Annotated in this window: 12 protein-coding genes; 7 read left to right on the top strand and 5 right to left on the bottom strand. The window is 69.6% G+C overall.

The annotated features are described in order from the left end of the window. Window positions 1-124: 124 nt before the first annotated feature. The 4 genes from NL115_RS04800 to NL115_RS04785 all read left to right on the top strand — a co-directional run bounded on the left by NL115_RS04800 (window position 125) and on the right by NL115_RS04785 (window position 6,269). The gene (locus NL115_RS04800; protein WP_254832066.1) at window positions 125-3,280 is read left to right on the top strand and encodes a S8 family serine peptidase; all 3,156 of its coding nucleotides are present in this window, start codon (window positions 125-127) and stop codon (window positions 3,278-3,280) included. Between the two features lie 109 nt (window positions 3,281-3,389). Beyond that, window positions 3,390-4,541: a thiolase family protein gene (locus NL115_RS04795; protein ID WP_254832065.1), complete on the top strand. Its 1,152-nt coding sequence runs from the start codon at window positions 3,390-3,392 to the stop codon at window positions 4,539-4,541. A gap of 157 nt (window positions 4,542-4,698) precedes the next feature. Next, window positions 4,699-5,754, top strand: coding sequence for a BtrH N-terminal domain-containing protein (locus NL115_RS04790; RefSeq protein WP_254832064.1), 1,056 nt, complete (start codon window positions 4,699-4,701; stop codon window positions 5,752-5,754). 68 nt (window positions 5,755-5,822) lie between these two features. Continuing rightward, window positions 5,823-6,269, top strand: a complete 447-nt coding sequence (locus NL115_RS04785; protein WP_254832063.1) for a PaaI family thioesterase — start codon at window positions 5,823-5,825, stop codon at window positions 6,267-6,269. 134 nt (window positions 6,270-6,403) lie between these two features. Here NL115_RS04785 and NL115_RS04780 read toward each other — a convergent pair whose 3' ends face one another. Further along, window positions 6,404-7,411, bottom strand: coding sequence for a DUF5784 family protein (locus NL115_RS04780; RefSeq protein WP_254832062.1), 1,008 nt, complete (start codon window positions 7,409-7,411; stop codon window positions 6,404-6,406). A gap of 173 nt (window positions 7,412-7,584) precedes the next feature. Here NL115_RS04780 and NL115_RS04775 point away from each other — a divergent pair, with 173 nt between their 5' ends. Then, window positions 7,585-7,761: a DUF5786 family protein gene (locus tag NL115_RS04775; protein WP_254832061.1), complete on the top strand. Its 177-nt coding sequence runs from the start codon at window positions 7,585-7,587 to the stop codon at window positions 7,759-7,761. 32 nt (window positions 7,762-7,793) lie between these two features. On the opposite strand, the gene NL115_RS04770 is transcribed toward NL115_RS04775, so the two are convergent. Both NL115_RS04770 and NL115_RS04765 read right to left on the bottom strand, forming a co-directional pair. Continuing rightward, window positions 7,794-8,519, bottom strand: a complete 726-nt coding sequence (locus NL115_RS04770) for a DUF7530 family protein (protein ID WP_254832060.1) — start codon at window positions 8,517-8,519, stop codon at window positions 7,794-7,796. After that, window positions 8,519-9,529, bottom strand: a complete 1,011-nt coding sequence (locus NL115_RS04765; protein ID WP_254832059.1) for an NAD(P)H-binding protein — start codon at window positions 9,527-9,529, stop codon at window positions 8,519-8,521. Before NL115_RS04765 ends, NL115_RS04770 begins: the two co-directional genes overlap by 1 nt. A gap of 285 nt (window positions 9,530-9,814) precedes the next feature. On the opposite strand from NL115_RS04765, the gene NL115_RS04760 reads away from it, so the two are divergent. Continuing rightward, window positions 9,815-10,021 (top strand): DUF8015 family protein, encoded by a 207-nt coding sequence (locus NL115_RS04760; protein ID WP_254832058.1) that lies wholly within the window; start codon window positions 9,815-9,817, stop codon window positions 10,019-10,021. A 165-nt stretch (window positions 10,022-10,186) separates the two neighbouring features. On the opposite strand, the gene NL115_RS04755 is transcribed toward NL115_RS04760, so the two are convergent. Continuing rightward, the gene (locus NL115_RS04755) at window positions 10,187-12,553 is read right to left on the bottom strand and encodes a beta-propeller domain-containing protein (RefSeq protein ID WP_254832057.1); all 2,367 of its coding nucleotides are present in this window, start codon (window positions 12,551-12,553) and stop codon (window positions 10,187-10,189) included. Between the two features lie 115 nt (window positions 12,554-12,668). Between NL115_RS04755 and NL115_RS04750 the strand changes: the two genes are divergently transcribed. Then, a complete protein-coding gene (locus tag NL115_RS04750; protein ID WP_254832056.1) occupies window positions 12,669-12,920 on the top strand; it encodes a DUF7561 family protein in 252 nt (83 codons plus the stop codon). A gap of 73 nt (window positions 12,921-12,993) precedes the next feature. On the opposite strand, the gene NL115_RS04745 is transcribed toward NL115_RS04750, so the two are convergent. Further along, on the bottom strand, window positions 12,994-14,130 hold the full coding sequence (locus tag NL115_RS04745) for a hypothetical protein (protein ID WP_254832055.1): 1,137 nt from the start codon (window positions 14,128-14,130) through the stop codon (window positions 12,994-12,996). Window positions 14,131-14,285 lie beyond the last annotated feature (155 nt).

Below are 14,285 nucleotides of genomic sequence, written 5' to 3'. Positions count from 1 at the left end.
TGAACGTCTATGTTAACTATGGGGGAGTTACTCCAGAAAATCGCCCCATCAGCTGCCAGCATGGACGTTTGGATGGGATTGTCAGAACCCCCTTAGACCCTGCTGACTAACGATTTAGTCACACATGCCAGGTGACGACTCCGGCGTTCCACGCCGGACCTTCCTGAAGGGCATCGGGCTGACGGCGGCCGCGGCCGCCGTGGGACCGGGGCTGGGGAGCGCCGAGCAGCCGAGCATCGACGAGCGGTTCCTCAACTGGCGGGCCGTCGAGGCCCGGAAGGTGTGGGAGCGGGGGCTGCGGGGCCGTCGCGACCGGACCCTCGCGCTGACCGACTCCGGCGTCGACGGGCGCCACCCCGACCTGGGGCCGTGGAACGGCGTTCGAGCCGAGATACAGGACGGTCGGTTCACCCTCACCCGGGGCACGGGCGGCGACGGTGGCGGCGCCGCCGAATTCGAACCGGTAACCGAAGCGGGTGAGCCGCTCACGGAGTCCGACAGCGGAACGTTCACGCCAGGGGTGTTCGCCGCACCGAATCAGCAGTTCTCCGAGGTCAGGGGAGCGACGTTCACTGCCGACGTGACGAGCAAGCTGGACGCCGAGCTATCCTGGACGCCACCGGGCAACGACCTGGAGTTCCGCATCGACGACGTGACCGACGAGCGGACGGAAGTGGGGCGCGCCGCGACCGCCGACAATCCCGAGACGCTCCGTGTCGACGTGACCGAGGGCCGGGACTACCAGTTCGTCGCCGAGCTGTACACCAGCGTCGCCGGCCAGTACACGGTGAGCGCGACGTACGTCCAGAAGGTCGGTGGGGGGAGCAGCGAGACCACGACTGCACCGACCGGTGATATCGAGCCGTTCGCGGACGTGGACGACCCGTTCGCCCCCGACATCGATACGCCGAAGACGGTCGGCTGGTACACCAGCGGCGACTACGGCGGCTTCGAGGAGCCGCTGGACCAGAACGGCCACGGGACGCACGTCTCCTCCATCATGGCCGGCTCCGGACGGGCCAGCACGGTCGAGACGAGCGAGGTCCACGAGCCCAACGCGACGCTCCTGCCCGGCGACTTCCTCGAGTACGAGGTCGCGGCCGACGCCGGGCAGAGCGTCTGGGCCTCCGGCTTCGGCACCAACGTCAACATCTACATCCTCGACCCGGAGGGGCGCGAGCTCGACCAGTCGCCCGTCCGGAAGGACTCCATCATCGTCGAGCACCCCGTCGACGAGTCCGGGACCTACACCGTACAGGTCCGGCCGCGGGAGACGGAGGTCGTGGTCGAGGGCGCTGCCGAGCAGGCACAGGCGGGCAACCCGACCGGGGGGACGCTGGAGCGCATCGCCGTCGGCGCGACCGCACACGCCGAGACGACGACGGGCCAGGCCGACCCGGACACCGACGTGCAGTCGCTCCACCCGGGCGTCGCGCCCAACGCCGGCATCGTCGGGCTCCAGGGACTCGGTGCCCCCACGACCACGCTCGGCGAGCACGCCGAGGCGTTCAAGGAGGCGTTCAACATCCGGTCGGTGAACATGTCCTGGGGACCGCTCCAGGGCCTGCCGCTCGGACAGGTCGAGCAGCTCTCCTCCACCCGCGCCGACGTGCGGAAGATCACCGAGGGTGGGATACTGGTCTGTGCCTCGGCCGGGAACTCCTTCACGCCGGCCAACGGGAACGGCGGGCCCGCGGCCGCGGACGAGGCCATCTCGGTGGTCGCGACCGGCCCGTTCGACGGTATCGCGACGTACTCCTCCGGCGGTATCGGTGGCGTGGACGAGCAGAGCGACGAGTCTGCCGAGTCGAACCCGGCCTACACGAAACCGGATATCACGGCGCCGGGTGGCGACATCGGGCCCGACGCGCTCGCGAACATCGGCCTCGGACTGGCGACGAACCCGCCGGTCGTCGGGAGCGCCATCGACCTCCCTGTCGGTGTCAACTACCCGATTCCCTCGATATACGAGCTGGCCCGGGCGGCGAAGAACGGCGACCCGTCGACGTCCTACGGTGACGCGGACGGGACCGCCGACCCCGGCGCCGATGAGCCGTTCGCCCCGCGGGACTACACGGACAAGGCCGGCACCTCGATGTCCTCGCCGTACACGAACGGCGTGGCTGGCCTCGTAGCACAGGCGATGGAGGACGGCCTGCCGGGGCAGGGTGAGCGGCCCGAGCCGCTGACACTCCCCGAACCGGCCGCGACCGAGGAGGCCGACGTCTACCGGCTGAAGGCGCTGCTGCTCGCGACCGCCAGCGAGTCCGTCTTCACGGCCGCGCCGTACCACGCCGCGCAGAACCCGCCGAAGGCACCCACCTACGACTTCGGCGGCCGCGACCCGTTCGAGGGGTACGGCCGTGTCAATCCCGACGCCGCCGTCGACGCGGTCACGCGCGACCTCACACCCGCCGCCGCCGACGGCACCGCCGAGGCGACCACCAGCGAGGAACTGGGGCTGTACGTTCCCCACGACTCGCGGGCCGTGGCGGGCTACGTCGAGGCGCCCGCCGGCACGCTGGACGTGTCCGTCTCGCTGTCGCACCTCTCGGGTGGGAACAGGGGGATGGCGGCGGGCGACCCGCACATCGACCTGTTCGTCTACGACCCCGCGAACCCGAGCGCACGCGGCGATCCGACCATCGTCGCCCGGGCACAGGGGCTCACCGGCGCGCCCTCGACGACCGTGACCGTGCCGGGCGCCCCCGGCGAGACGACCACCTACGTCGTCGTCGCGAAGCTGGTGAACGTGCCCGGCGTGGTCAACGGACACGACGTGCAGAGCCACTTCGACCTGACCGTCGGCGTGGACGCGACCCAGGAGCGATTCGGCGTCGAGAGCGGCTCGCGAACAGACGACGGCCGCGTCTTCACGGCCGGCGCCACCGACCAGGTCGACCTCGCGGTGACGAACCCCGACGAGACGGCGACGGTCCGTGATGTCGTTCCGGCGGCGTGGCAGGTGGTCGGCGGCGATGTCGACCGCGTCGAACAGCCGGCCGAGAACGGACCGCAGTACGTCTACCTCGACGGCGAGGCGGCGCCGGACGGTACCACGGAGTACACCTACTTCGTGGAGGCGCCCGACGCTCTCGCGGACTCGAACCGGTACACGTTCGGCCCGGCCGAGGCGCGGCCGGTGGACGCGGCAGCCGACACGCCGTGGGCGACCGTCCCCGGCACGTCGGATACGAACACGGTCGTCGCGGTCGGCGCGAGCGCTCCGAGCGGTGACGACCTGCCGGATGGCGACCTGCCCGGCGGCGCGCCGCTCTGAGCCGGGCACCAGCCCACCGCGCACGCGGGCGTTCGGCCCTACATCCCCTTGAGGGCCCGCAGACCGAAGGGGCCGGGTTTATGCACGCGGAGCGGTTCCTCGGGAACGTATGTCAGACAACACGCCGGTCGTGGTTCAGGCGTACCGTACGCCCCAGGGCAAGGAGGACGGTGTCTTCAGCGAGGTCCGGAGCGAGGACCTCTCCATCCCGCTCATCGACGAGATGCTCGCCGAGACGGGCCTCTCGGGCGAGCAGGTGGACGACCTGATGTGGGGCTGTGCCCAGCAGCGCGACGAGCAGGGCAACAACCTGGCCCGCGTCATCGCGCTGATGAGCGACCTCGGCGAGAAGACTCCGGCGACCACCATCAACCGCTGGTGTGCGTCCTCGGCCCAGTCCATCATCTCGGCCTCCGACGCCATCCGCGCCGGCCAGCGTGACTGCATCATCGCTGGAGGTGTCGAGAACATGTCCCGGGTGAAGATGGGCCAGAACTCCGCCATCCATCCCGGCCTCAACGACGAGCACAACATCGCGTCGCTCCAGATGGGGATGACCGCCGAGGAGGTCGCCGACCGCTACGACATCTCCCGCGAGGTCCAGGACGAGTACGCCGCCCGCTCCCAGCAGCGCGCGGTCGCCGCCACCGAGGAGGGCCGCTTCGACGACGAGATCGTCCCCATCGAGGGCCACGACGACGAGGGCGAGCAGATCACCGTCACCGAGGACGAGGGCCTGCGCCCCGGTACCACCGCCGAGAAGCTGTCGGGCCTCCCGACCGTGTTCAAGGCCGACGGCACCGTCACGCCCGGGAACGCCTCCCAGGTCTCCGACGGCGCCGCCGCGACGATGCTCACCTCGAAGGCGTTCGCCGAGGACCACGGCTTGGACATCCTGGCCGAGGTCGGCAACAACAACGTCGCCGGCGTCGAGCCGGAGGTCATGGGCATCGGTCCCATCCCGGCCAGCGAGGGGCTGTTCGAGCGCTCCGGCACATCGGCCGAGGACTACGACCTCGTCGAACTCAACGAGGCGTTCGCCTCCCAGACCGTCTACTGTCAGGAGCAGCTCGGCTTCGACGACGACAGCTTCAACGTCAACGGCGGCGCCATCGCCATCGGCCACCCGCTGGGTGCCAGTGGTGCGCGCCTGCCCGTGACGCTCATCCACGAGATGCACAAGCGCGACGACGCCGAACTCGGCCTCGCCACGGAGTGCGTCGGCTTCGGGCAGGGCGCTGCCATCGAGTTCCGCGTCTGAAGGCCGCTCGACACCACGTTCCCCTTCTTTCGCGCCCGGTCGGTGAGCGGCCAGTGACCGTCACGAGCGAGGGTGAGGTCTCGGTTGCCGAGGCCGAGGCGTGACCGGCCGCCGGAACCGGCCGAACCGTTAAGCCCGACCCCGTCGACCCGCCGGCATGCGAATCGACGGGTTCGAACACGAGACGGGAGCCCACTGTGGCTCTACCTCCCTGCGCAACCTCGCCGACCACTACGACTGGGACCTCTCCGAGCCAGGCTGTTTCGGCCTGGGCTCGGGCCTCGGCTTCGTCTACCTCGAACTGCCCATCGACCCGTGGCGGATGTTCATCGGCCGCCCGCTGTGGCTGGAGAAAGCCTTCTTCGAGAACCTCTCCATCCCCCACACGGAGCGCCGCGGCGACGACTGGGAGACGGCCTGGAGCGACGTGAAGCGCCACCTCGACGCCGGCGACCCGGTACTGGTGTTCGTCGACCTCTACTATCTCGACTACTACGACACGGACACGCACTTCGCGCCGCACTCGCTGCTGGTCGTCGGCTACGACGAGGACGCCGACGCGACGGAGGCGCCCCACGCCGACCCGGACGCGGGCACGGGCGTCGCGTACATGGCCGACAGCGAGTTCGACGAGGTCCAGCCGCTCCCGCTCTCCTCGCTCCGCGAGGCGTGGGCGTCGAAGGACATGCTCCCGCTGGACAACCGCTACATCGTCACAGAGGGCGACCCGCAGGCCGATGTCGGCGCAGCCGCCCGCGACGCTATCCGGGAGACGGCGCAGTACATGCTCGACCCGGCCACGGCCAGTCGCGACACCCTCGGCGACACGATGGGGATGGGCACCCACGGCCTCGACGGGATGCACGCGTTCGCCGACTCGATGGCCGAGTGGCCCGACCTGGAGGACCCGCAGTGGATTGCCCGGTTCGCCTACCAGAACGTCGAGCGCCGGGGGACCGGCGGCGGCGCGTTCCGGGGGCTGTACGCGCCCTTCCTCGACGAACTGGGCGAGGCGGCGGGCCTCGACGAGTCGTTCGCCGAGGAGATGCACGGCATCGCGGGCGACTGGTCGTCGCTCGCCGCCATCCTCTACGAGGCCAGCGAGACCGACGATGACATGGCGCCGCTGCTGGACGAGGCCGCCGAGCGCGTCCACGCCGTCGCCGACCGCGAGGAGCGGTTCTACGAGGACGTGCTGGCGGCGCTGGAGTGACGCCGTCCCGGACCCCGCCCCCACATCCGAGGCGGTCCGCCTAAGCCCGCGCCCCACCAGCGACGGGTATGGACGTCGAGTCGATGTTCGAGTACATGCCGTTCAACCAGGAGGTCGGCATCGAGATTACCCATGCAGAGGACGGCCACGCCGAGGGCCGTATCGACCTCGAGGACCGCCACTCCTCCAGCCCACTCACGCGCGTCGCCCACGGGGGCGTCACGTACGCGCTCGCGGACACGGTCGGCGGCGCCGCCGTCATCTCTGCGGTCGAGGACATCACCCCCACCATCGACATGCGCATCGACTACCTCGCGCCGGGGACGGGCGAGGTGATGCTGGGCGAGGCCGAGTGCACCCGCGTCGGCGAGTCCGTCGCCACGGTCGACGTGGTCATCACCGACGGCGAGGGGGAGCGCCTGGCCACCGCACGGGGGACGTACAAGACGGGCGGCGACTCCAGCGACTCGGCGTGGGATGCCGAGGAGACGCGGAGTCGCATCGGTGGGGAGTGAGTCCGGGGGCACGACTCTGTCCCTCTCAGCTCCATCCGAGAAACATACCGATATTTGAATATCTATGGTGAAGATATTACAGAAAATTCCACCTTTGGCTGAATATGTGGCAACAATCGTGAGGTATCGGTGTCTTACTCCTGCCAGTCGATGACGCTGCCGAAATCGAGCGGACAGCCGCCCACCCGGTAGCCCTCGAAGCTCCCGTCCGGGCGGGCGCGGAAGACGATGGTCGGCCGGTGGGCCACAGCCGGTCGCTCGCCGGCGACGCGGCGCCACTCGTCGTCGCGGAAGGAGGAGCAGTCGACGAGGAGGAGCGCGTTCGGGTGCTCGCGGAGCTGGCCGTCGTTCTTCGACTTGCCGGTCTGCCGGACGGCGGCGACGGCGGTGTCGGCCCGGCGGCGGGTCGGCGGTCGGGGGCGGGTCACCTCCACGAGCTGCCCGTTCACGCGGAAGTCGAGCGCGTGGCCGCTGTCCATCTGGACCTCCGGCTCGAAGTCGAGGCCGGCGTCCGTCAGCAGCTTCGCGGTCGTGAACTCGGACATGGTGGCGGCCATGCGGAACCAGTCGCCGCCCTCCGAGGTGCCGAGCTTGGCCGCCATCGTGTAGCGATGCTCGTCCAGCGCGCCGGTCGCGAGGAAGGCGTCGTAGTAGGCCAGTGCCTCGTCGCGGTCGGCGTCCGGGAAGCCGGCGGCGTGGTCGGCGAAGAACTCACGGGTCGTCTCGCGGCCGTCCTTCGAGAACAGGACGGGGAGGAAGAACCGCGAGAGGTGCTCGTGGCGCGCCAGCCACGGCTCCTCGACCTCGAGCCGGGCGAACAGCTCGCTCTCGGCCCACGCGCCCACCTCGGCGGGTGCCTCGCCGAAGGTGTACTTGTCCGTCCGCCACAGCACCTCGGGCGTCTCCGTGTTGCCCAGCCAGTAGGCGTCGGGGTTGCCGTCGTCGCCGCTGTGCGTCCAGCAGAACAGGGCGAAGTCGCCGTTGTCCATCTCCAGCCGGCGGGCCTGATAGCCCTCGGGGGTGAACCACGGGTCCGTGAGCGTGGCGCCGAACCGCTCGTCCAGCGGCTCCAGCAGCTCGCGACGGACCCGGTCGGTCCCCCAGTGCTCGCGTGACCGGCGGAATCGGAGTGGCCCTGCCACACCCCACCTTCGACACCCGAACCTGTAATCGTTCCCGTTCGACCGCTGGCGCGCCCGAGCCCGGTGCCGGGTGTCGTTCGCTCCCCGGTTCTGGGCGGCTGGTATATGAACGCCCGGCTATCCCACACGATAGATTGATTATTGACAACTGATAACGCTCGGGTGTAGTTACCATGTCAATGGGTGCCTATGACGAGGACGAGCACGAGCGCCGCGAAGAGAAGTCGACCACCGTAGACACCGATTTCGACGACGAGCGGAACGAGTACCGGGGAGAGGTGGAGTTCGACTCCGGTGACTCGACGGAGGCACTCCTCGACCAGTTCAGGGAGATCAAGGAGAACAACTGACCCCTTCACTCTCGGAACGCGCCTCGGCCCGCCTACGCCGTCTCCGTCCGGACCTGTAACAGCACCACCGAGAGGCCACAGACTGTCGTGACGGCGGCGACGTGGGCGACGATGGTCGCGAGCAGGACCGGGAAGTCCGTGATGAACGGCACGAGGAGCAACTGGAGGAGTCCGAACGCGACCGTCTCGAGGTCGGCTCGCTGGAACGCCCGCGCGGTCTCGGGTTCGAACTGGAACCGGGCCGAGCGCCACAGCGCCGTCACCGACGCCCACCAGTTCGTTCCGATACGGTAGCAGACGTCCCACAGCACCAGTAGCGTCATGTAGACCACCAGCACGGGCGGGTCCGGGCCGAACAGCCGCTCGACGAGTGGCGTCCCGCCCGACGCCGGGTCGAACACGAACAGGTGCGTGATGAGCGCGATGTAGGCGAGCACCGCCAGCACCACCTCGACACTGGAGCCGAACAGGAGCCGCCGGTAGGACTCGGGCACCGGCACCGCGCGGGTGAGGGTGCTGATGCGGAGCATCTCCGCGCTCCCCACCGCAGCGACGAAGACCGCAGCGGTCCCGGCGATGGCGGCGTTCCACAGCCCGTAGTACAGCGCCAGCGCGAGCACTCCGACCTCGAAGATGGCGAGCTGGATGGCGATGGCGACGGGCTGGGAGAGCTCGATACCCGGCAGCGCCGAGATGATGCTCTCGTACACCCACGTCTCCCCGAACTCGGGTTTCCGGGTGCCGGTCGAGGAGGCCATCAGGGGCCACCCCCGGGTCCGGCGTCGGGTCCGGTTCCGCTGTCCCGGTCGCCGGGTCCGCTGCCGTCCGGCAGGCCTCCGTCGGGTTCGACACGGGCCGTCGCCGTCTCGGGCGGCGGTGCCGTCTCGACCGGTGAGAGCGCCCGCAACACGGCGGTCTCGAACGTCGTCCGCTCGATGGGGACGAGCGACTCGATGCGCCGGTCAGTGACGACGACCGGGTTCCGCAGGCCCTTCACCAGCGGCACGGCCACCTCGGTCGAGACGTCGGTCACGAGGCCGAGCCACCGCGAGGAGAGCCCCGGCGAGAGGATGGGCGCGGGGAGGATGACCGGCTCGCGCCGCCCGGAGAGGCGGGCGGTCTCCTGGAGCATCGACTCGTAGGTCATGACCTCCGGGCCACCGATCTCGAAGGTGTCCGCCCGGGTCTCCGGGACGTCGAGGACGCCGACGAGGTACGCGACCACGTCGTCGATGGCGATGGGCTGGCACGGCGTCCGGACCCACCGTGGCGTTATCATCACGGGGAGCCGGGTGACGAGCTGGCGGATGAGGTCGAACGAGAGCGACCCGTCGCCGATGATGACGGCGGCCCGGAGGACCGTCAGGTCGTACTCTCCCTCCCCGAGCACGCGCTCGACCTCGCGGCGCGATTCGAGGTGTTCCGAGAGGTCGTCGCCCTCGGCACCGAGGCCGCCGAGGTAGACGACACGGTCGACGCCGGCCGCGCTCGCTGCGTCGGCGAAGTTCCGTGCCGCCCGGCGGTCGCGCTCGGCGAACGCCTCGCCGGCGCCCATCGAGTGGACGAGGTAGTACGCGGCGTCGATGCCGTCGAGGGTGTCCTCCCAGCCGGATTCGAGGAGGTCGCCCTGCACCACCTCGACGCCCGACGGCCCCTCGTACCCTGCAGGGTCCCGGACCATCGCCACCACGTCGTGGCCGGCCCGGAGCAGTGCCGGCACCAGCCGCCCGCCGACGAATCCGGTTGCCCCCGTGACCAGTACGCGCATATGGCTACACGAGGTGCGGACGGCGGATAAGTGTGCGTCCCGAGGTCACCGACGCCCTGCGTCGGCCGCTGTCGGGGTGGCCGGTGCCGATTCCGTGCCGTGTCTCCGACGCTGCGAACCCGAATCGGTGACTCGAGGCGGGCGAGATATCGATAAGTTATCGAAATATTCGATATAACTCCAGATATTGTTCGTTCAGGGTTCCCTGGCGGTTCGGTGGATGGGTTCGGAGCAAAATTTTTGATGGACGCCCGAGTACACTACTGGTGGAGGTGAGAGTCAGTCATGTCTGTGAGTGCCAACAGTGGTCGCGGGTCGGGGCTGACCCGCTACGATATCGTCCTGCTCTGTATCCCAGTCGCGTTCGTCGTGGCCGCCCTCGCCGGCGTGCTTCTGGATGTACCCTCGCACGCCACGACGGCGGCTGGCGGACTGGTCAGCGCGTTCGTGCTCGCGGACGCGCTGTTCCGGAACCCGCCGCTCGGCACCTGATTATTCGGAAATCTGCGAATAACTTTTGAACTGGCATTGTAATCGGGAAATGTCTGGTTCTCGAGCAGTATTCTCGATAGAAGTTCGAATATCTCGTCCCAGAGCCGGCGCCCGGCGCTATCGGCACCAGCGGGCAGTCGCCACGAAGCCGTGATGCCGCAGCCGTCAGGACGCGGTCGGCGCTGTCGCCGTCCCAGTCGGCTGCGGCGTCGCGGTCCGCGTGGGCGTCGGTGACCGTGTCGCGGTTGCAGTCTCGGTGGTGGTCTCGGTCGGTGTCGCGGTCGGTGTTGGGGTTGGGCTCGCGGTCCGTGTCGGGGTCGGCGACGCCTCGGGCGTCGGACTGGCGGTCGGCGTCTGTGTCGGCGTCGTCTCCGGCGGTGGGGTCGGCGTCGCGGTCGGCGTCTCGTCCGGCGTCGGTGTCTCCGTCCGCGGTGGCTCCGGGACCGCGTTCAGGTCGACCGTCGCCACGCGCGACCAGTCCGTCTCGTCGAGGACCACGGCCTCGTCGGCGCCGAAGACGAACAGGTGGTCGCCGACGTAGCGCGCCCGGCGAGGGTTCCGCATCTCGACCCGTTTCTCGGTCGCGAGGTCGTCGGTCGAGAGGATGTAGCCACCCTCGGGCGTCGGGAGGAAGGCGACGCCGTGGCGCGGGTCGTAGGTGAACGCGTGGTGGGTCTGCGAGACGCCGGACCAGTAGGCGTCGAGGATTCGCGACTCCTCGACCCGCGGGTCGCTGGCGTCGCTCACGTCGAAGATGACGGCCTTGACGCGGCCGTCCTCCTCGCCGATGCCCATCACGCGGCCGTCACCGAGCGGGTGGAGGTACGAGGAGTAGCCCGGGAGCTTCACCTCGCCCTCCTCGGTCGGGTTCGCGGGGTCAGAGAGGTCGAGCACGTGCAGCGGGTCCACCTGCCGGAAGGTGACGACGTAACCGCGGTCGCCGTCGAACCGGACGCCGTAGACGCGCTGGCCCTCGCTCATCCCGGTGACGCTCCCGACCTGCTCCAGCGTCGTCGCGTCGAGCGTGTAGACGTCGTTGGCGCTCTCGACGCCCGGCAGCCGCTCGCCGACGGTCGTGGCCACGCGGAGGTGGCCGTCGTGGACGTCGAAGGAGAACTGGTTGAGGACGATACCCGGGACGCTCCCGGTCGTCACGTCCTCCAGGTCGTCGACGGGGAAGCGCGCGACGTGTGTCGTCGTGGCGTTCCGGCGGTGCTCACGGAGATACTCCTCCCAGTCCTCGCGGAGCTCCCGCCGAGCGTCCTCGCGCTCTGCGGGTGCGAGCGTGCCGAGCCAGCTCTGTACGGTCGCCTCGACCTCCTCCTCCCCGGCGCGGGGGGAGAGGTCGTAGCCCTGGACGGTCCGGAGTCGCTCCTTCACGCGCTCGGGGACGACGTCGCTCTCCAGCAGGAACTCCGTCCGGAGCGCGGAGCGCCGTTCGCTCGCCGTGTAGGTGGCGTAGACGGCGTCCGACGAGACGTAGACCGTCGACTCGCGGCTCCCGACGAACGTCGTCCGCTGCTCGATGTCGCCGTTCTCGGCGTTCACGGCCAGCACGGAGTAGGTCACGTCCGCCGGGACCGGTCGGTCCGGGTGGCGGATGTCGGTACAGGCCACCGTCTCGTCGGCCAGCGGCAGCACGCGGCAGGGCTCACCGGGGCGAGGGAGGTCGTTCGCGACGACCAGCAGGACGCGGCCGTCGGCCAGCCGCGCCGAGGCCACGCGACCCCGAACGCGCTGTTCCCACGCCTCCGTCGGCGCGTCGGAGTCGCTCACGTCGTACCCCGTCAGCACCCGCTCGCGGGCCGCGCGGTCGTCCTCGTCGGCGACCATCGAGTCGACGGCGCCGGTGACCGCGCCGGCCGGACCGCCTCGCCGCGGCTCCGGCTCGACCGGGCGACGGACGGCCCGTCGGTCCGGCAGTACGACGACCCGGTTCTCGCCGACGAGCATCCGGCCGCTCCGGTCCAGTGCGGCGGTCACACGCGCCTCGGCCGGCGGTGTCGCAGCCACGACGCTCGTCCCGGCCGCGTCGAACGATGCACCTGCCCGCTGGACGTAGAACCGGTCGCCGACCGTCTTCACCACGTCCGGCTCGTCGATGCCGACGACCTGCACGTTCGTCCCACCGACGCGGCGTGAGGGCGCACCTCCACCGGCGTCGCCACCGCCGCCGTCACCGCCGGCTGCGGCGGCCTGTCCGGTCAGCGACACGGAACTGTCGGCCGCGACGGCTGTTGCCCTCGGGGCCGATGTCACCCGGGCGGGGCGACCGCGGTCGAACTCGACGCCGCGATGCCCACCGCCGGCCTCGCGCTGGGCCCGTTCGAGGTACGACCGGAACGCCGCGTCGGAGTCGGCCGTGGTCAACTGCATCGCCTCGCGGACGGTGCTCCGGTTGTCGGTCGCAGGCTGGTCGTCCGGTCGCTCCTCCGGCGCCGGGGTCCGGTCCCTGGCGTCGTCCAGCACGACGGCGCCAGTCACGGACGCGGCGAGGACCAGCACCACGACCGCGACGGTTCGTGGAATCATGGACTCCCCTACGGGGGCATCTACACCTATTGTTACGTAATATCAAAGGCGTCTTTGAGTGACCGGGATACCAGCTCCCGACAGCGGTTTGCGGGCGCCGCCCGAACGGCGGGGCATGACACGAGAGCCGTGCGATGGCTGTGGCCGCTCCGTCCAGATCGCCGGCGGTATCGCCAACCTCTGGTCGTTCGGCGGCGACCGGACGGAGGGGTTGACGCTGGAACTGGCCGACGGCTCGGAGTATCTGCTCTGTTACGACTGCATCGAGCGGCTCCCCGACGACCACGACGTCACCACCGAGGACGTGGCGGCGCTCTCGCCCCACGAGGACCGGGCATCGTCCGAAGACGGCGAAAACGGAACGTAGCCCGGACCGGGCGGTACCGGACGGGGTCGGCGCGGGAGGATACGGCGGGCGAGACTGCCGTGAGGGACCGGCTCTACAGCAGGCCGTCGTCGCTGCTGGAATCGTTGCTGTCGTCGTCGTTGCTGTCGTCGTCGTCGCTGTCGTCGCTGCCGGAGTCGCTACCGCTCAGCGTGTCGTCGACGGCATCGGTGGTGTCATCGACGGCATCGGTGGTGCTGTCCGTGGTGTCGTCCACGGTGTCGGTCACATCGTCCGTGGTACCGCCGGTGGCGCTGTCCACGGCATCGGTGGTGCTGTCCGTGGTGTCATCGACGGCATCGGTGGTGCTATCGGTGGTCTCGTCCACGGTGTCACCGACCGCGTCGCTGGTGCCGTCGACGTCACCGCTGGCAGCCTCCTCCACGGTGTCACCAGCGCCCTCGGTGGCCTCGTCGACGGTATCCGTGGCGTCGTCGGTCGTCCCCTCGACGGCGTCGGTGACTCCCTCCGACGCACCGCCGGTCGCATCGTCGACGGCGTCGGTCGCACCCTCGCTCGGGGCGCCCGCGCCGGCGGTCTCGTCGAGGTCGGCGGTCACGTCGCCAACCGGGCCACCCACCACGTCCTCGCTGTCGGGGCGGGCGAGCGTCCGGGCTACGTTGCTGTCCGGGTCGTCCAGTTCGTACATCGGACCGCGCATCGTCTCGGCCAGCTGGCTGTCCGGCTGGAGCTGTCCGAGCGGGCCACGGAGCGTCTGGACGAGCGGGCTGGTCTGGTCGTTCAGGAAGTCCATCCAGTCGCCGTCCTCGGCCGCGGTGCTGCCGCCGGCGTCAGCCGCCGTGCTCCCGCTGGCGGTGGTCGCTGGTCCATCGGTCACGTCAGCGGCATCGGTGTCCGACCGGTCGTTCGATGCGAAGATGCCCTGTGGCTCGGGCGTCCCGACGCTCGACTGGGCGCCCTGTGAGGTGTCGCCGCCGTTGCCGGCATCGGCTGCCGCCGCGCTATCGGCGGGTGTGCTCGCGCCACTTCCGGGACCGGCACTACTTCCGGAATCTGCTCCTCCGTCGACGCCCGGCACCGCCCCCGCCCCGACGCCGAAGAACGGGTTGAAGATGATCCCAACTGTCAGGAACGCTATCAGTCCGAGCGACGGGAGTACCTTCTTCGTGAACGGCTGGGTCGTCGATGACCTCTCCTCGTTTGTCTGGCTGGCTGCGTGTTGTCCCACCATGAATGGACGCAAGTTATACAGGGGGTTATATGTTCCGGCACCTGGCAGTAGTATATAAAGTATGGTAAATAACCGTGCATAGATGGGAAATTAAGTTACTTTTCGCTAATAAGTGCGCTCGGCGGTAACGGTTGCATTTCGGGTGCTGCTCGGTA

This window comes from Haloglomus salinum (assembly GCF_024298825.1).
Classification (GTDB): domain Archaea; phylum Halobacteriota; class Halobacteria; order Halobacteriales; family Haloarculaceae; genus Haloglomus; species Haloglomus salinum.
Note: the sequence above shows the minus strand (reverse complement) of the source record. Positions and strands in the feature narration are given on the sequence as shown.

Coding starts and splice junctions, on each gene's coding strand:
- NL115_RS04770 (WP_254832060.1), bottom strand. CDS start 8,519: ATGGCCTCCTCGACCGGCACCCGGAAACCCGAGTTCGGGGAGACGTGG.
- NL115_RS04755 (WP_254832057.1), bottom strand. CDS start 12,553: ATGATTCCACGAACCGTCGCGGTCGTGGTGCTGGTCCTCGCCGCGTCC.
- NL115_RS04795 (WP_254832065.1), top strand. CDS start 3,390: ATGTCAGACAACACGCCGGTCGTGGTTCAGGCGTACCGTACGCCCCAG.
- NL115_RS04800 (WP_254832066.1), top strand. CDS start 125: ATGCCAGGTGACGACTCCGGCGTTCCACGCCGGACCTTCCTGAAGGGC.
- NL115_RS04765 (WP_254832059.1), bottom strand. CDS start 9,529: ATGCGCGTACTGGTCACGGGGGCAACCGGATTCGTCGGCGGGCGGCTG.
- NL115_RS04775 (WP_254832061.1), top strand. CDS start 7,585: ATGTCAATGGGTGCCTATGACGAGGACGAGCACGAGCGCCGCGAAGAG.
- NL115_RS04745 (WP_254832055.1), bottom strand. CDS start 14,130: ATGGTGGGACAACACGCAGCCAGCCAGACAAACGAGGAGAGGTCATCG.
- NL115_RS04760 (WP_254832058.1), top strand. CDS start 9,815: ATGTCTGTGAGTGCCAACAGTGGTCGCGGGTCGGGGCTGACCCGCTAC.
- NL115_RS04785 (WP_254832063.1), top strand. CDS start 5,823: ATGGACGTCGAGTCGATGTTCGAGTACATGCCGTTCAACCAGGAGGTC.
- NL115_RS04790 (WP_254832064.1), top strand. CDS start 4,699: ATGCGAATCGACGGGTTCGAACACGAGACGGGAGCCCACTGTGGCTCT.
- NL115_RS04750 (WP_254832056.1), top strand. CDS start 12,669: ATGACACGAGAGCCGTGCGATGGCTGTGGCCGCTCCGTCCAGATCGCC.